Annotated in this window: 13 protein-coding genes; 2 read left to right on the top strand and 11 right to left on the bottom strand. The window is 44.3% G+C overall.

The genetic code is table 11. The annotated features are described in order from the left end of the window. Window positions 1–8: 8 nt before the first annotated feature. From lpxD to DWW23_RS13125, 6 genes are all read right to left on the bottom strand, one after another. Complete coding sequence (gene lpxD, locus DWW23_RS13150; protein WP_122353748.1) at window positions 9–1,049, bottom strand: UDP-3-O-(3-hydroxymyristoyl)glucosamine N-acyltransferase; 1,041 nt, start codon at window positions 1,047–1,049, stop codon at window positions 9–11. An 88-nt stretch (window positions 1,050–1,137) separates the two neighbouring features. After that, entirely contained in the window at window positions 1,138–1,980 is an 843-nt protein-coding gene (gene pyrF, locus DWW23_RS13145; protein ID WP_122353747.1) for an orotidine-5'-phosphate decarboxylase, read from the bottom strand. 27 nt (window positions 1,981–2,007) lie between these two features. Beyond that, window positions 2,008–3,117: a peptide chain release factor 1 gene (gene prfA, locus DWW23_RS13140; RefSeq protein ID WP_122353746.1), complete on the bottom strand. Its 1,110-nt coding sequence runs from the start codon at window positions 3,115–3,117 to the stop codon at window positions 2,008–2,010. Between the two features lie 8 nt (window positions 3,118–3,125). Next, window positions 3,126–4,292: an AIR synthase related protein gene (locus DWW23_RS13135; RefSeq protein ID WP_122353745.1), complete on the bottom strand. Its 1,167-nt coding sequence runs from the start codon at window positions 4,290–4,292 to the stop codon at window positions 3,126–3,128. 45 nt (window positions 4,293–4,337) lie between these two features. Beyond that, window positions 4,338–5,243 (bottom strand): glucosaminidase domain-containing protein, encoded by a 906-nt coding sequence (locus DWW23_RS13130; protein WP_122353744.1) that lies wholly within the window; start codon window positions 5,241–5,243, stop codon window positions 4,338–4,340. An 84-nt stretch (window positions 5,244–5,327) separates the two neighbouring features. Then, a complete protein-coding gene (locus DWW23_RS13125) occupies window positions 5,328–6,059 on the bottom strand; it encodes a bifunctional 2-polyprenyl-6-hydroxyphenol methylase/3-demethylubiquinol 3-O-methyltransferase UbiG (RefSeq protein ID WP_122353743.1) in 732 nt (243 codons plus the stop codon). A 77-nt stretch (window positions 6,060–6,136) separates the two neighbouring features. Between DWW23_RS13125 and DWW23_RS13120 the strand changes: the two genes are divergently transcribed. Further along, the gene (locus DWW23_RS13120; protein WP_122353742.1) at window positions 6,137–6,610 is read left to right on the top strand and encodes a cytidine deaminase; all 474 of its coding nucleotides are present in this window, start codon (window positions 6,137–6,139) and stop codon (window positions 6,608–6,610) included. A gap of 121 nt (window positions 6,611–6,731) precedes the next feature. Here DWW23_RS13120 and DWW23_RS13115 read toward each other — a convergent pair whose 3' ends face one another. The 3 genes from DWW23_RS13115 to DWW23_RS13105 all read right to left on the bottom strand — a co-directional run bounded on the left by DWW23_RS13115 (window position 6,732) and on the right by DWW23_RS13105 (window position 12,237). After that, a complete protein-coding gene (locus DWW23_RS13115; protein WP_370449266.1) occupies window positions 6,732–7,955 on the bottom strand; it encodes a TolC family protein in 1,224 nt (407 codons plus the stop codon). A gap of 104 nt (window positions 7,956–8,059) precedes the next feature. Beyond that, the gene (locus DWW23_RS13110) at window positions 8,060–11,173 is read right to left on the bottom strand and encodes an efflux RND transporter permease subunit (RefSeq protein WP_122353740.1); all 3,114 of its coding nucleotides are present in this window, start codon (window positions 11,171–11,173) and stop codon (window positions 8,060–8,062) included. Between the two features lie 35 nt (window positions 11,174–11,208). Then, window positions 11,209–12,237 carry an efflux RND transporter periplasmic adaptor subunit gene (locus tag DWW23_RS13105; protein WP_122353855.1) on the bottom strand — a complete coding sequence of 343 codons (1,029 nt, stop codon included), beginning with the start codon at window positions 12,235–12,237 and terminating at the stop codon, window positions 11,209–11,211. Between the two features lie 212 nt (window positions 12,238–12,449). Here DWW23_RS13105 and DWW23_RS13100 point away from each other — a divergent pair, with 212 nt between their 5' ends. Next, window positions 12,450–13,352, top strand: a complete 903-nt coding sequence (locus tag DWW23_RS13100) for a helix-turn-helix domain-containing protein (RefSeq protein WP_122353739.1) — start codon at window positions 12,450–12,452, stop codon at window positions 13,350–13,352. A 91-nt stretch (window positions 13,353–13,443) separates the two neighbouring features. Here the strand turns inward: DWW23_RS13100 and DWW23_RS13095 are convergent, their stop codons facing one another. Further along, window positions 13,444–15,192, bottom strand: a complete 1,749-nt coding sequence (locus DWW23_RS13095) for a phospho-sugar mutase (RefSeq protein WP_122353738.1) — start codon at window positions 15,190–15,192, stop codon at window positions 13,444–13,446. Between the two features lie 122 nt (window positions 15,193–15,314). Further along, complete coding sequence (locus tag DWW23_RS13090) at window positions 15,315–17,000, bottom strand: M23 family metallopeptidase (protein WP_122353737.1); 1,686 nt, start codon at window positions 16,998–17,000, stop codon at window positions 15,315–15,317. Between the last annotated feature and the right edge of the window lie 3 nt (window positions 17,001–17,003).

Raw genomic sequence — 17,003 nt, 5'->3', positions numbered from 1 at the left:
TTATATAATTATTTATTGATTTCTTTCTTTAGTTGTTCGATCTCGCGTTGTAACTGTCCCATCGTGCGGTACATATCCGGCAGACGGTTGAATATGGCACTCGAACGCATGAAGTTTTTCGCATCGATAGCAGGAGCACCCAAAACGGTTTTTGCTTCCTTAATGTCGCTGATCACACCTGCCTGGGCACCGAATACTACATGGTCGGCAATATGGATATGTCCTGCCAGACCTACCTGGCCGCCGAACATACAGTGACTGCCGATCTTAACAGAACCGGCTATACCTACCTGGGCCGCCATTACCGTATTTTCTCCAACTTCCACATTATGGGCGATCTGAACCAGGTTGTCCAGTTTCACACCTTTATGAATGATGGTAGAACCCATTACGGCACGGTCGATCGTCGTGTTGGCTCCAACTTCTACGTTGTCTTCCAGTATGACGTTTCCCAGCTGCGGGATCTTCTTGTAATTTTCTCCTTCGGGGGCGAACCCGAATCCGTCCGAACCGATTACAGAACCGGCATGCAGGATACAGTTGCTTCCGATCTTACATCCGTTGTAAATAGTCGTGTGCGGATAAAGAATGCAGTTATCTCCGATAGTTACATTATCCCCGATATATGCGTTGGGATATACCTGACAATTCTTTCCCAGTCTGACATTATCCCCGATATAGGCAAAATTGCCGACAAAGCAACCATCTCCCAGTGTGGCAGAAGCTGCGATAAATGCGGTTGAAGAAACTCCGGTCTTTTTAGGTTTTGACTGTTCTACCAGATTGAGTAACATAGCAAGAGCAGAATAGGCATTTTCTACTTTTACTAAAGTAGCAGTAATCTGTTCAGCCGGAGAAAAGTCGTTATTTACCAGAACAATGCTCGCTTCTGTATTATAGATATAATGTTCGTACTTAGGATTTGCCAGGAACGTCAGTGTTCCGGGTTGTCCTTCTTCTATTTTTGAGAAGTTGCTGACTTTCACTTCCGGGTTGCCATCAACGGTTCCGCCAAGAAAGTCCGCTATTTGTTGGGCTGATAACTCCATTACTTATTTTGTTATATTGTATTTGAATTGAGACTGCTCCACTAAGAACAAAGCAGTTTGCAAAAATGGTGAAAATTATTGGGATAGCCTATGCTTTGCAGGGAATAATTCCTTTATCATGCAGATATCCTGCCATTTCACGTTGTACTGCCTGTGCTGCTTCACGGGCAAATGATGCGAAATTCTCCGATTTGTCTACGTAAATGATCGCACGTGAAGAATTAACAAGCAAACCGCACTGATCGTTCATTCCGTACTGGGCAACTTCCTGCAGACTGCCTCCTTGTGCACCTACACCCGGTACCAAGAGGAAGTGGTTGGGAGCCTGTTTACGGATATCGAGGAACATTTTCCCCTGAGTTGCACCGACAACGTACATCATCTGTTCGTCGGTAGCCCAATCCTGCGACTTCTTCAATACTTTTTCAAACAGACGTTCGCCGTTGGCATCTTCCGTCATCTGGAAATCCTGTGAACCCTTGTTGGAGGTCAATGCCAGCAGGATCACCCATGCTTCCGGATAGATCAGGAACGGTTTCACGCTGTCTTCACCCATGTAAGGGGCCACTGTAACGGCGTCTACCTTAATATGATCGAAGAAAGAGCGAGCGTACATCTCAGATGTGTTACCGATGTCGCCACGTTTTGCGTCGGCGATAATGAACTGGTCCGGATAATTTTCACGCAGGTAAGTGACTGTCTTTTCAAACGCGAGCATTCCTTTAACTCCCAGACTCTCATAGAAAGCCAGGTTCGGTTTGTAAGCCACGCAATAGTCGGCTGTAGCGTCGATGATCGCCTTGTTAAAAGCAAAGATAGGATCTTCTTCAGAAAGTAAATGCTGCGGGATTTTTTTTATATCTGTATCCAATCCAACGCAAAGGAAAGATTGTTTCTTTTTAATGTTTTCGAATAATTGTTGCTTGTTCATCTTGTCTTGTGTCAAATAGTGAAATTGTTATAGTTCGGCCTCTTTCAGACGTTCTGCATTTTCGGCAACAGTCAGTTGGTCGATGCAGGATTGTATGTCGCCATCCATGAAAGCTGATAAATTATAGATAGTGTAGTTGATACGATGATCGGTGATACGTCCTTGCGGATAGTTGTATGTCCGGATCTTCGCGGATCGGTCGCCCGACGAAACCATTGTCTTACGTTTGTTGGCAATGTCGTCCAGGTATTTCTGATGTTCTTTGTCGTAGATAAAAGAACGCAGGCGGGTGAGTGCACGTTCCTTGTTTTTCGGCTGGTCGCGTGTCTCCGTACATTCGATCAGGATCTCTTCGCTCACGCCGGTGTTCGGGTTTTTCCAGACATAACGCAAGCGTACGCCCGATTCGACCTTGTTCACATTCTGGCCGCCGGCACCTCCCGAACGGAAAGTATCCCATTTAATTTCACCTTCATTAATTTCAACATCAAACTCGTCTGCTTCGGGGAGCACAGCCACGGTGGCTGCTGAAGTATGTACACGTCCCTGGGTTTCGGTGCTGGGCACGCGCTGAACGCGGTGTACACCCGATTCATATTTAAGTGTACCGTATGCTTTTTCACCGCTGACGGTAAAGATAATTTCCTTATATCCGCCCGACGAACCTTCGCTGCAACTCGACAGAGCTACTTTCCAACCTTTGGTTTCGCAGTACTTCATGTACATACGATATAAATCGCCGGCAAAAAGGGCGGCCTCATCGCCTCCCGTTCCGCCGCGTATTTCAACGATGGCATTCTTGTCGTCTTCCGGATCGCTGGGGACAAGCAATAGCTTGATCTCTTCTTCCAGTTCCGGGATACGGGCGTTGCAGGCATCCAACTCATCACGGGCAATTTCCCTCATTTCGGGATCCTGTTCCGTTTCCAGCAGTTGGCGTGCTTCTTTTATTCCGTTTAAAGTATTGACATATTCGTTGCGGGTAACCACGATCTTCTCCAGATCGCGGTACTCTTTATTGAGTTTTACAAACCGTTTCATATCGGCAATCACTGCCGGGTCGGTGATCAGTGTCCCGACTTCTTCAAAACGGCTTACTAATCCGTCTAGTCTTCCTAATAAATTATTATCGGCCATTTATCAGATTAATATACGAAGCGACCTTTTTCGCTTTCAATGATCAATTCGTTTTTATCTGCTTCTTCCACGAAGCCTACAACCTGTGCGTCGATATTGAAGCTTTTGGCAATGCCGATCACTTCTTCTGCATGTTCGGGCGATAGGTAAATTTCCATGCGGTGGCCCATGTTGAACACTTTATACATTTCGCTCCAGTCCGTTCCGCTCTGTTCCTGAATAATGCGGAAAAGGGGAGGGACAGGGAACAGGTTGTTCTTTGTTACACGTTTGTTTTCTACAAAATGCATCACTTTGGTCTGTGCCCCGCCGGAACAGTGTACCATACCGTGTATCTGCGGACGCAGTTTATCCAGCAACACTTTGATCACAGGAGCATAGGTGCGGGTAGGAGACAATACCAGTTTTCCGGCGTCGATACCCAGTTCTTCGATCTTGTCGGTCAGTTTCAGTCCGCCTGAATAAACCAATTCGTCAGGAACGGCTGCATCATAGCTTTCCGGATATTTGCTTGCCAGATATTTGGCGAATACGTCGTGACGGGCAGAGGTCAGGCCATTGCTGCCGGTTCCGCCGTTATATTCTTTTTCGTAGGTAGATTGTCCGTAAGAAGCCATGCCGACAATTACGTCTCCACCCTGTATATTACTGTTGTCAACCACATCCGACCGTTTCATGCGGCAGGTAACGGTACTGTCCACAATGATGGTACGAACCAGATCGCCCACATCGGCAGTCTCGCCTCCGGTTGCATAACAGCCTACGCCCATTTCACGCAGTTCGGCCAGCAGTTCGTCCGTTCCGTTAATAATGGCGGAGATGACTTCGCCGGGGATCAGCAGTTTATTGCGTCCGATAGTGGAAGAAACGAGTATATTGTCTACTGCGCCTACACACAGCAAGTCGTCGATGTTCATGATCAGTGCATCCTGAGCTATACCTTTCCACACAGACAGATCTCCGGTTTCTTTCCAGTACATGTAAGCCAGGGATGATTTCGTTCCGGCTCCGTCAGCGTGCATAATGTTGCAATATTCAGGATCACCGCCTAATATATCGGGGATGATCTTACAAAATGCTTTAGGGAATATTCCCTTATCGATGTTCTTTATCGCATTGTGAACATCTTCTTTTGAAGCGGATACACCGCGCAGGTTGTAACGTTGGTCACTCATTGTTTTTACATATTTGGCTGCAAAGATACTATTTTTTTATGTTACTTATCTAAGTTTAAGCACATCTCCTTCTTCAGGAATGTAATCTTTGTCTTTTTTATTCATCTTATACAGGCTCTTAATCTGTATTCCGTATTTCTGTGCAATGCTGTGCATGGACTCTCCGATCTGTACAACATGGTCGTAATTAGGCTTGTCTGCCTTTTTCTTCTTCTTTTCCAGATAGACGATATCGCCTTTCTGCAATGGGAAGTCTTCCGGCACCTCATTGTATTTTTTCAGTTCTCTGACGCTGAAGTCCAGATTGCGTGCGATCTGGTCGAAACTGTCGTTCTCTTTTGCATAGACATACAACAGTCCGAAAGTTCTGTATATCGTGTAGTTGACCGACGGATATTTTTGTTTCTTCTTTTCCTGATGTGTCGTTTTCTGTATTTTCCCGGAATCGTAACGATAAAGTTCGTAATCCTCGATCACTTTGATCAGTTTATTGGCATAGGCACGGTCGGTTGCGTAACCGCATTTCTGCAGGCCTCTCGCCCATCCTTTATAATCGGTGATCTTTAGACGGAACAGCGATTCGTAGCGTGAGCGTTTCAGGAATTTGGAATGGTCTTCATACGAATCTTCCACCCGTTTGTACTTCCGGAAACATTCACCGCGTAAATCATCATCATGATATACGCGTCCGCCACGCCAGTCTGAATGGCATTTGATACCGAAGTGGTTGTTTGAACGGCGTGCCAGATCGCTTTGTCCGGCTCCGGATTCAAGTAATCCCTGTGCGAGTGTGATACTGGCTGGAATCCGGTGTTGCCTTTGTTGTTCCACAGCCAGAGTGCTGTATGTCTTTATATATTTTTCGTAGGAAGGTATTTTCCTCTGGGTTGCTGCTTCCGCAAATGTCGCAATGAAAAATAAAAGGCAAAAAATACGTATCGTTAGTTTCATAAAAGAGCTCTCTAAAGTATTTATTTTCGCAAAGATAATGAAGCTGGATATATTATTCTTCTAAATAATCTATAAAAAGCAGGTTTATATACAGCTAATTTTAGCCAGATAATCATAATGCTCACCTTCCTGTATCTTTTCCGCTTTGAACCCGTTGTTGGCAGCATGCAGGCAGAGCGTTTGAAAATCCAGATATAACCAGTCGAAGCGGTCGCCTTTTATATTCTTATATTGCATACGAAAATCTACTTCACCGTAATAGTCGTCTTCCATATCTATATCGAGATTACCGTCTTCGTCTTCAAAGAGGTAACGCAGGTCGGAGGAATCCATTAACACGTAGCCTCCCGGAGCAAGCAGGCGCTTTAATGCATCGAAGAAAACCGGAAGATTACTGATCTTTCCAACGATTCCCGAACCGTTCATCAGCATCAGGATCGTATCGAAGGAACCGTGGAACTGTTCGCTAAAGAAATTTTCCAGACTAACCTCTTTTACTCCTCTTTGTTGCATCGTTTCAACTGATAATGGAGATATATCGATCGCTTTGACTGTCTTGCCCATTTCCTGTAATGCCAGCGAATGGCAACCGCTTCCGGCTCCGACATCGAGAATGTTACCGCAACTTATCCGGAGGGCTTCCTGTTCGAGTGCGGGCATTTCTGCGAAGTTACGGAACAACTGTTTTACCGGAATCTCATCTTCGTCGAACATGGAAGAGAAAACGCGCAGTTTACTGGCTTTACCGTTAGCGAAATAATCGGCGATAGCCGCACCCATCGGGTCTTTTTGAGGTGTGAGCAGAGGTATTTGCATATACTGATTGGAATTATTCGTATTTTATCGGACAAAGATACAAATTTACTATCTTTGTTTGTCTAATCATTGAGCTTATGAAAGAAATCAAACTGGAAACCCCAATAACAGTATATTCGCTGAACGAAGTCCCGGATGAGGAATTACCTTTAGTGAATGCTGCCCTGAAAGCAACCGGACAATCGTATGCACCTTATTCGAAATTTCATGTCGGTGCGGCTGCGTTGTTGGCCGATGGGACGATTGTGACGGGCAGTAATCAGGAAAATGCGGCTTATCCTTCCGGTCTGTGTGCGGAAAGGGTAACCTTGTTTCATGCCGGACATCAGTATCCGGACGTACCTGTGGTTGCTTTGGCTATCGCAGCGTCTACAGGTGGCAAACAGGTAGAAAGTATTTCTCCCTGCGGTGCTTGTCGCCAGGTTTTGCTGGAGACGGAACAACGTTATAACAGACCGGTGAAGGTATTGCTTTGTGGGACGAAGGAAGTGGTAGTGGCACCGAGTGCGGCATCTCTATTACCTCTTTGCTTCGGTAAGGATAATCTTTGATTTGTTCTTTTTGGATATCAGTTTACCTCCTCGTTTGGGTTATATTTAGTATTGTCTGTAGCAGTTACTATATAACAAACCAAAACGAGGATATAACACTGGACGCCTTGATAATTAAAATTTATCGACCTGTAGCCTGCAAGTATTCTCGCTTTTTCACTTCATACTGGGCATAAGATTCCACATATTTGTCACGGCTTTGCTGGTAAAGGGTCTGTGCTTCCAGCAGATCACTCATTGTACAAATTCCGGCATGATAGTAGTCGCTCTGGAGGCGGAGGTTCTCCGTCGCTTGTCCAATGCTCTCTATAGCTATCTCTACTTGTTTGTAGGCATCAGTCAAATCATTCCATGTATTATTCATGCGAATAATCAAGAGTTGGCTCTGATCGGTAAACTGATTTTCGGCATTACGTATCTGTAACTTCTGCTTTTTCATGGCGTGTGAACCTCCCCACCAACCGGAAAGAGGTACACTGACTGTAGCAAATCCCACCCAGAACGGATGATCCTTGTCCATTAGGTTGTCATACATATAGCCTCCTCCTATAGCGACGGACGGCAGGTTTTTACCCACGGACATTTTGTATTGTAAGTGACTTGCTTTTACATTTTGTTGAAGCAGGCTGTATTCGTGAGTTAGCTGAAGGGAGGTTTCCGGAGTGCGGTATAGTTCGTCAGGATGAGAAGGTAATGTCTCGTCAAAGCTAAAAGCGACGTCAATGCCGTCGGACGTGCATCCGATGTATTGTGCCAGGAGGTTACGTGATACAGAGAGAGCATTCTCTACTGAAATGCGGCTGCTGCGTGTCTCGTTCTTGCGAAGCTGTACTTGCAGAAGTTCATTCCGGTTGGTTACACCTGCACTGACGGATGCCTCCACATCTTTGCGAATACTCTCCAATTGTTCTTCCACCGAGGAAAGAGTCTTTAGCATCTCCTTCAGCATGACAATCTGCCAGAAGTATTGTTCCGTGGTGAGTTGTACTGCATTTGCCGATAGACCACGTTGTAACCGATTGACTTCTATATTTATTTTGGAAAGTTTGTTGGCATTGACTATCTGTCCTCCTGTGAAAAGAGGCATCGAGGCGGAAACACCTCCCACAATACCGTTCTTCAACATGGACATTTCTGTTCCTGGTACCATCTCCATTTGTATCAGCCCTTTGTTCGCCATAAATCCTCCCCCTGTGGCACTAACCGAGGGGAAGTATTTGGTAAATGCTTCTTTGCTGCCATGCTTGGCGGCAGAAAGGTCATTGTCGGCATTTTTGATACGTACGTTGTTTTTGAGTGCTTTATCAATACACTCGTCCAATGTATAGGTATGTTGGGCTGACATACTTGTGTATGCCAGAAGACCCAACCCAATAAATAAAATCTGTCTGATATGAAGTTTCATAAGAATATGTCTTAAAAATACGAATGATTTATAATTCCCTGTTTTTATTCCAGTTCCAATAAAGCAGCCTTACTGCGCTTCTTCGATGTACCACGGAATATGAGCAGGTAAGCGGCCGGTAATACAGTCAGTATGAACAACATCGTGATGAGCGTACCGTAACAGATCACTGTACCCATTGGCATCCATAACCCGGTTTTCCCAAGAATCATCGGGACAACACCCATTGAGGCAGCAGCAGATGTCAGGAAGATGGGTCCCATGCGTCGGCGGGCCGAATGATAAATGGCATCGGTAACCGACAAATGTTCCTTAGTCCGCAGTTCCTCTGCATAGTCTATCATGATAATACCGTTACGTACAATGATACCCATCAGGCCGACAATACCCATCACGCAAGTAATACTGAAATTAACTCCTTGTATCCAAATCCCTACAGCTGTACCGAATATGCATAGTGGTATACTGAAAAAAATCAGGGCTGTAATGCTCACCTTGTGGAAATGGAACAGGAGAATAAAGAAGATGATGGTGGCTGACATGGCTAAACCGATTATAACGGGAGGTAACTTTTCTTCACTGTCTTCCTGGACTCCGCCATAGGAAAGTGTCACACCGGGAGAAAGCTGAACATCTTTCAATTTTTCCTGTACAAGAGCCGTAACTACCATACCATTTTCTCCGCGTTGCAGTTCTCCTTGCACAGTAACCGTATAAACTCCATTCCGACGTACAATCTGTCCATTTTTCCATGTAGGAACCACATCGGCTACCTGACGCAACGGTACATTAGTCAATCCACCGGCTACAGGGATAAGTTCATTTTTCAGGTCGACGAGTGAGGCTCTGTCTGCCTTGTTACTTTTCAACACGATGGGCATTTTATAATCTCCTTCCCAAATATTGGCTACAGGGATACCACTGCTGTAACGCATCGCAAGTGTCGCCTCTACTGTCAGATTGCTGATGCCTAAACGGGTGGACTCATCCTCACGCAACACGACTTTTGAAGAAGCCAGCGGCTCATTCAAATCCGTTTGCACCAATGTCAGTTCCGGCATTTTTTTCAGTAAAGCCTCTATCTTTTCAGCATCTTGTGTCAAATCCTCCAGTTTGTTTCCGGCAAGCCGCACCTCTATGGGATAGACTGCTTCGATGTAGCTTAGTTGCTTGAAGCGGATACGAGCATTGGGAAAATAGTTATTATATTGGGGAGCGTATTCATCAAGTATCTCCACTGTCTCTTTTATACCATTTGTATTCACTATGAACTGGGCAAAGTTTGTCCCTGCTATCTGCGGCGCATAGGTATCCTGAAAACGGGGGGAAGCACATCCTTTGAAAGAGGCCACACTGACCACACGGGGGTCTTTCCGGAGAATATGCTCCAAGCTATCGGCTACCTGGCTTGTCTGCGTCAGGTCGGTACCCGTAGGAAGAGATATTTCAACGGCAAACTGGTTACGGTCGGCATAGGGCAACAGCTGCTCTGGTAACTTTCCCATCAATACAATCCCCGCAAAGACTGCGAGTACACCGATGCTAACGGTTATCTTTGGATGAGCAAAGCACCGATCGAGCACGCGGTTGTAACCGCCCTGCATTAAACGGAGGAAAGAAAAATGCTTCTTTTTGTTCCCTTCTTTTTTCTCTATCGGTTTACGTATAAAGTAGAACTGCAGGAAGGGCACTAGTAAAGTAGCCATTATAAGTGAGATGGTAAGGATAATAGTTATTGCCCATGGAAAGTTTTGCAAAAACTCATTGACCATCCCTGTTGTCGTGATTAGAAACGGGAAGAACGTAATGCTGATGGCTAATGTAGCCGAGAGAATCGACTTAAAGAAGTATAATGTACTGTTAATGGAAGCATGCCAGCGCGATATCCCCCTGCTTAATTGTTCCATATAACTGTCGAGTATGACGATGGAATCATCTACAATCATACCTAATGTTACAATAAGGGCGGCCAATGTCACCGTGTTCAATTCGATACCTAAGGCGTGGAACAGTCCCAGTGAAATAAATATCGTGACGGGAATAGTGGAAGCAGCTACTAATGCCACCCGCAAGGGTAGAAGTAACATCACTACAATAATGACTGCGATCACGGCAATAACCAGTTCGTGTAGGAAATTGTCCACACTGTCACTTACCACCTGGCTTTGGTCAGTTATACGAAAGATACCCACATCTTCCGGCAGTTCCTTTTGGAACTCTTCCAGCACTTTGTTGATGTGTTCTCCCATTTGCACAACGTTCTGCTTTTTTTTCATTTCTACAGAAAGCAGGAGGCATTTGCGTCCGTTGTTGGTGATATAGCTGTCGGTAACAGGATATTCTTTCACCACACGGGCTATATCTTTCAGACGAATGTTGTTACCTTGTGCATCGGAGTAGACAATTTGTTGCTGCACGTCATAAACCGTATTGAGCGACTTGTCTACATAAATTGGATACACGTACTCGTCGGTCTTGACACGTCCGCCCGTGGTAGTGAATCCCTTTCGCATCAATGATAGAGCCAGTGTCTGTTCATTCAGACCGTATTTGGAAAGGCGACCATTGTCTACATAAACGGATATCTGTTCCCGCTGCATCCCGCTCGTACTCATGCGTCCTATCGTAGAAATCTGGCGTAGACGGCCTTTTAGATCGTCCATGTAATTATCGAGTTCGCGGTAGGTTTTATCTTCGCTCTCCATGGTGATAAGCAGGGATGATGTATCGCCAAAATCGTCTATCACCTGCAAAGCTAATACATTGGAAGGAAGCTGTCCTTTGAAATCGGATACACCATGACGGAACTTACTCCAAAATTCATCCTTGTTGTTCACCTCATCGTTGAGTTGTACTTGTATGTACACAATACCATCGCGGCTCTTCGAGAAAGTCCTTTCTTTTCTCACCTCCTTGTAAGTAAATATATATTCTTCCAATGGTTTGGCCACCTGCTCAAGCATCTCTTGAGCCGTATTGCCGGGAACGACTGCCACGACGATGCCTTGCCGGATAGTGGAGTCTGGGAATTCATTCTTGCGCATCTCCGGTAAGCTGTATATGCCAAAGGCAACGAGACAGCACACTAGCAGGATGACGATTTTATGGTAATGCATCGCCCATTCTACCGCATTACGTTTCTTATTTTTGGTATTCATTATTGTATATCCTATTAAAAAAATACTTTTCTATTCTAAAAGACAAGAGCAGTTCCTTCACATATCTTCTGCTGACCTTCGACGATAATCTGGTCTCCGTTTTTCAGTCCGGAAACAACCGTAACACCGTTTGGCGTGAAATCACCGCAATCAATTACACATTTGCTGGCTTTTCCCTCCTTCTCAATCCAGACAAAAGAGCGGTTATTTTCATCAAGCTGTACAATACTGGCAGGAATTATATACTGTTCTGGAACGGAAGTATCCTTCTTTTCCAAAGTGACTTCCGTAACCATACCCGGCATCAATTCAACTCCAGCGTTTTCCACACGTATCTTTACTTCGTAGGAACGTGAGAGCGGGTTGGCAACAATGCCTTTCTCCGTAACCACCCCTGAAAAGCTTCTGTTTCCTAAGGCCGACACTGCTATTTTAGCTTTTTGTGCAAGTGAAATTTCAGCTATCTCGGTTTCAGGTACTGCAATCTTCACTTTTAACAGATTGGCAGTGACTAGTTTGGCAATGGGTATATTCGGAGTCACATTCTGTCCTATTTCAATCGATTTTTCAGCTATCACACCACTGAAAGGGGCATACAGTTTGCAATCCTTCAAGTTCTTTCCTGCAATTTCTTCCATGGAACGGGCCTGTTGTAATTTGCTTTGTACTTCCACCCACTGTATCTCCGGCAGACTCCCTTTGTCGTGTAACTCTTTCATTCTCCGGTAGGCATCTTCGGCTTGCTCCAGAGCGGCTTTTGCTGCATTGTAACTACTTTGCATGGAAACGGGATCTAGCGTAGCTATCAATGCTCCTTTGGTAACATGTTGTCCTAGAGAAATATGGGTTGTCTTTACTGTCCCCATGACAGAGAAGCTGAGAGCAGTTCCATTCTCTTCTTCCACTGTTCCCGAAAAATGCTTATAATATGCGTCCTGACTGGCAGTCACTTGCATAACCTTAACCTTTACAGATTCCTTTTCTATTACTTGTTTTTCATTGTTTTGGCCGGATGCCAAAACAATGACAGAAAACAATGATGCCGTCAAATAAATTTTCTTCATTTTCCTGTAATGTTTATATTTCAAATTTTGAGTGCAAAAGAAGGGCGTTTTTATATTCGAAGACATAGGGCTATGGCTTCAAAAATGGTTTATTTGGGAACAAAATAGTAAAATAGGAAATATGGACTGTTTTTTTCTTCCTTCTGACTACTGCTTTGTACTAAATATCTCATTAATTTGCTACAAAAACAAAAGATAAAACAGAAAGTCATATGAATGCCCCAAAAGCGAATTTAGACACACCTGACATACGGGATATCAAGATATACAACAATGGAAACTTGGCTTTTTTAGACAAACTCAGTGATATCAATATGCCGGAATCAGTCCAAATGGAAATCTATGTAATTGTTCTGTGTCTGCAAGGAAAAGCATCGTTGTATATTAACGGTGATCTCTATGTTGCTTATAAAAATGACATATTTATTTGTTCACCGAATAATTTACTGGAAAATTGCTTGTTGAGTGTTGACTTCAAATGCCATTGCGTTGGCATGTCTCCTAAATATATACAGAAGATTTTACCAATGGCTGATAACACATGGGACATTAAAATATTTTTTGAAAAGAATTCATTATCTACGCTCTTGCCTCAAGAAGTGGCAACTTTCTGTCAGTATTACGATCTTTTGTGTTCTAAGGTTCATCTCCCTTCCGGCACTCAGGAAAAGATAATAGACGCTTTGATGTTGGCTTTTATCTATGATATGCAGAATGTTATAAATAGGGTAATACAAACCATTCCACGCCCTTTCAGTTCAGGAGAATATCTTTTCAAGAATTTTATAGATTTATTGAGTTCTTCCTATCCTAAAAGCAGGAATGTGTCTTTCTATGCTGACAGATTGAATGTCACACCTAAATATCTTTCTTCTGTATGCAAAAAAGTAAGTGAGCAAACGGCTTCTAAACTGATAGACAAGTATGTACTGAAGGATATCGAGTATTTGATGAAACATACTCCAAAAACTATTAAGATTATTTCAATAGAGTTGAATTTTCCGGATATCTCCTTTTTCGGGAAATATGTGAAGAAACATTCAGGAATGGCACCAAAGGAACTGAGAGAAGCTTTCAGACAAGAACAACAATTCTCCGGTAAAAAAACTGAATAACCTATTGTTGCCACAGAAATCCGAAGGAAACAAAAACAGGGCAGGAAGTCGAACTTCCTGCCCTGTTTTTTATCTTGATCCGGTTATCCGATCAGATTCCCAGAGAAGCTTTGATCTGGTTGATCTTTTCTTCGGCAGCTTTTTCTGCTTCCGGCAGATCTTCCAGGCTGTTTACTTTGGAATGAACTTCGCAGTAGAATTTGATCTTCGGCTCTGTACCTGAAGGACGGATAGATACTTTCGTATTGTCTTCAGTGAAATATTGCAGCACGTTGGATGTTGTCGGCATATCCAAAGTGATTGTCTCGTTATCGCTATAGCTGTAACCTTTCAGAGATGCATAGTCATAGAACAAAGATACTTTTGAACCTGCGATTTCCTGTAACGGATTTTCGCGGAAGTTCTTCATCATGGCTTCGATCTCTTCAGCACCGCTTTTGCCTTTCTTCACGACAGAGATACCTTTTTCTTTAGAGAAACCGTATTGTACATAAATATTCTGTAACAACTGATACATGGTGATATTCTGGTCTTTCGCCCATGCAGCGATTTCTGCCAGAATAGCACATGCAGAAACAGCATCTTTATCGCGAACGAAGTCTTCGCAAAGGAATCCGTAGCTTTCTTCACCGCCACCGATATAGTTTTTCTTTCCTTCGTTTTTCTTCATTACGTCGGCAATCCATTTGAAGCCTGTGTAAACGTCGTATAGTTCGACGCCGTTACGTTCGGCGATCGTACGGATCAGCTCTGTGGTAACGATTGTTTTTACGATATATTCCTTACCGTTGATCTTACCCAGTTCTTTCCAACGGGTGATCAGGTAATAAACGAACATCAATGCAGTCTGGTTACCATTCAGTAAAACCCATTCACCGTCGTTGTTCTTTACGGCAGCACCTACGCGGTCAGCATCCGGGTCGGAAGCCAGTACCAGGTCGGCATCTGTTTCTTTTGCTTTTTCAACAGCCATGGCCAATGCAGCCGGTTCTTCCGGATTTGGAGAGATTACCGTAGGAAAATCACCGCTTACCACATCCTGTTCGGGAACATGGATGACATTGGTAAATCCGAATGCTTTCAATGTAGCCGGAATGATCTTTACCCCGGTACCGTGGATCGGAGTATAAACGATCTTCATGTCGTGATGACGTTTGATCGCTTCCGGAGAAAGGGAAATAGTTGTCAAAGCGTCGATGTACAGGTTGTCGATTTCCGAACCGATGATTTCGATCAGCTCTTTATTTCCTTTGAATTTGATATCGCTGGCGTTGCGGATCTTATTTACTTCAGCAATCGTGTTACGGTCGTGCGGAGCGATCATTTGTGCACCGTCGTCCCAATAGGCTTTGTAGCCGTTATATTCTTTCGGGTTATGGGATGCTGTCAGGATGATACCGCTCTGACATCCCAGTTTACGGATAGCGAAAGACATTTCCGGTGTCGGGCGAAGGTCTTCAAACATGTAAACTTTGATACCATTAGCAGAGAAGATGTCAGCCGATATTTCGGCAAACTTACGGCTGTTGTTACGGCAGTCATGTCCGATAACAACTTTGATCTGATCCAGGTTGGCAAATTCTTTTTTCAGATAATTTGACAAACCTTGTGTAGCGGCACCGACTGTATAAATATTCATACGGTTGGTTCCTACACCCATGATACCTCTTAAACCTCCTGTACCAAATTCAAGGTCTTTGTAGAATGATTCGATCAGTTCTGTCGGATCTTCATTGTCCAGTAATTCCTGTACTTTTGCTTTTGTTTCGGCATCATAACTTTTGGTAAGCCAGCTTTGAGCTTTACTTCTTACCATTTCTAACAGTTCGTTGTTTTCCATACCCAAATATCTTGCATTTATATATGTGTTATTTCTTAATTTATGAGAAAACAAAGATACAAATTAATTGTTGTAAACAATGGCTTGCATCCTTATTTTCAAGAAAAAAGACAAGTTATTTCTTACCATGTAAACGGATAAGTATAAGAGGTTTGATTTCCACAGGCATCTGTTACGACCAGTTCCAATGTGTGTTTCCCTCTCGACAGCCGCTCTTTATCGAAGTGATAAGTGATAACGGATTGGCTGTTCATCTCGAATAAGACGAATTGTCCGTCGATTTCTCCCCGGTATGTTTGTACACCGCTCAGATTGTCCGACAACCTGAATGAAATGGCTTGCTTGCTGACCCATGTGGCGGGATTGAGCGGCGTAATAGTCGGAGGTACAATGTCTTGCCCTGGCGTGTAGCTGCCCATTTCGCGTATATCTGCATCGATCCAGCCATTGCGGTAAACACCTCCGGTCCATGACCTGCGTCCGTTTTGCAGGCGGATAATTCCGTATTGTTGTTTGTTTTCCAGTGTATCAGTCTGCAGGCGTAGGGAGAGTTTGGCTGATTTGTGTAAGGCGACCGGTTTATTATGTAATGTATGTACGGCTCCCAATGCTGTGCTGTCTTCTTTTACCGAATAGCGGAAATGCAGGTCGTCATAGAGATTTCCTTTCGGGATTGTCAGGCGGATTCCTTTGGCTCCGAAACGGTTGTCACTCCACCAATGGAAAAGTTCGGTATTATCCGTGTCGATTTCCGGTATAGGCTGCTCTTTCCCTTCAATCCGGAGGGTTAGCTGGGTGGTGTTGCCGAATGCATCTGCCAGACGGTAGGTTAAATGATACGTACGGGGTTCATCGACCGTCAGGATACCGCGGTTAATACTTTCGATGAACCGCAGGCGGTTACCCGGATCGACAAAGCTTTTCATATAGAAAGAGCGATGCTCTTTCCATTCCTCAAAATCTGTGAAACTGTTCAGATATCGGGTTTCATCGAAAGCAAAACGGTCCAGGTTGCTATGATAGATGACCTGGCTGTCTGCTGTCAGCGTGATTTCTTTAACACCGTAGATATTGGAGGTATTATCCATATAGTCGTAACCTTTTACCGCCAGTCCTATCTCTCCCCATGCCTCGATCTTTCCTGTCAATGTTTGTTTGCCGTTCTTGGCGGTGACGGGCTTTAGTTCCAGTTTCCGGCGGCTACCGTTTACTACGCCTTTTCCTTCTACAGGACAGATTATAATACCTTGTATCCGGGGAGGTTTGGTGTCCTGTATCAGCTCTTTATAATACTCGATCGGGTCCATCGGCTCCTCTGTTTCCGTGTCGCGCACTTCGAAATGGAGGTGAGGACCGCCGGAGCTGCCGGTATTTCCACTTAAAGCGACCAGTTCGCCTTCCTTGACCGGCAATTCATCGGGAGTGAGTGCCAGGTTTACATTGAAACTCTCTGATTCATACTGTTTATTTTTAACATAGGCTGCGATCTTCGGGGAGAATTTCTGTAGATGTCCGTAAACAGTCGTTGTACCGTCCGGGTGTGTGATATATAAGCCGTTACCGTATCCCCACGGACTGACTGATATGCGCGAAACATAACCGTCTTGCACGGAATGTATCGGTTTTCCTTCCACTCCTTGTGTTTTGAAATCTATTCCTGAGTGAAAATGATTGCTTCTTAGTTCTCCGAAATTGCCGCTAAGCAAGACCGGATGATCCATCGGTTTGCGAAGTTGCTGCGCTTCGGCTGTAATGCTTGTAATTCCGGCGAAGAAAAGAAATCCAGCCAGTATATGATGTTTCTGCATGTT

The organism is Parabacteroides sp. AF14-59 (genome assembly GCF_003479515.1).
GTDB lineage: Bacteria > Bacteroidota > Bacteroidia > Bacteroidales > Tannerellaceae > Parabacteroides > Parabacteroides faecis.
This window is presented reverse-complemented; position numbering and strand designations above follow the sequence as displayed.

Excerpts from the sequence above, each read along its gene's own strand:
- DWW23_RS13125 (WP_122353743.1), bottom strand. The coding sequence starts at position 6,059 with ATGCAAATACCTCTGCTCACACCTCAAAAAGACCCGATGGGTGCGGCT.
- DWW23_RS13120 (WP_122353742.1), top strand. The coding sequence starts at position 6,137 with ATGAAAGAAATCAAACTGGAAACCCCAATAACAGTATATTCGCTGAAC.
- prfA (WP_122353746.1), bottom strand. The coding sequence starts at position 3,117 with ATGGCCGATAATAATTTATTAGGAAGACTAGACGGATTAGTAAGCCGT.
- pyrF (WP_122353747.1), bottom strand. The coding sequence starts at position 1,980 with ATGAACAAGCAACAATTATTCGAAAACATTAAAAAGAAACAATCTTTC.
- DWW23_RS13135 (WP_122353745.1), bottom strand. The coding sequence starts at position 4,292 with ATGAGTGACCAACGTTACAACCTGCGCGGTGTATCCGCTTCAAAAGAA.
- DWW23_RS13130 (WP_122353744.1), bottom strand. The coding sequence starts at position 5,243 with ATGAAACTAACGATACGTATTTTTTGCCTTTTATTTTTCATTGCGACA.
- DWW23_RS13110 (WP_122353740.1), bottom strand. The coding sequence starts at position 11,173 with ATGAATACCAAAAATAAGAAACGTAATGCGGTAGAATGGGCGATGCAT.
- DWW23_RS13100 (WP_122353739.1), top strand. The coding sequence starts at position 12,450 with ATGAATGCCCCAAAAGCGAATTTAGACACACCTGACATACGGGATATC.
- DWW23_RS13095 (WP_122353738.1), bottom strand. The coding sequence starts at position 15,192 with ATGGAAAACAACGAACTGTTAGAAATGGTAAGAAGTAAAGCTCAAAGC.
- lpxD (WP_122353748.1), bottom strand. The coding sequence starts at position 1,049 with ATGGAGTTATCAGCCCAACAAATAGCGGACTTTCTTGGCGGAACCGTT.
- DWW23_RS13105 (WP_122353855.1), bottom strand. The coding sequence starts at position 12,237 with ATGAAGAAAATTTATTTGACGGCATCATTGTTTTCTGTCATTGTTTTG.
- DWW23_RS13115 (WP_370449266.1), bottom strand. The coding sequence starts at position 7,955 with ATGTCAGCCCAACATACCTATACATTGGACGAGTGTATTGATAAAGCA.
- DWW23_RS13090 (WP_122353737.1), bottom strand. The coding sequence starts at position 17,000 with ATGCAGAAACATCATATACTGGCTGGATTTCTTTTCTTCGCCGGAATT.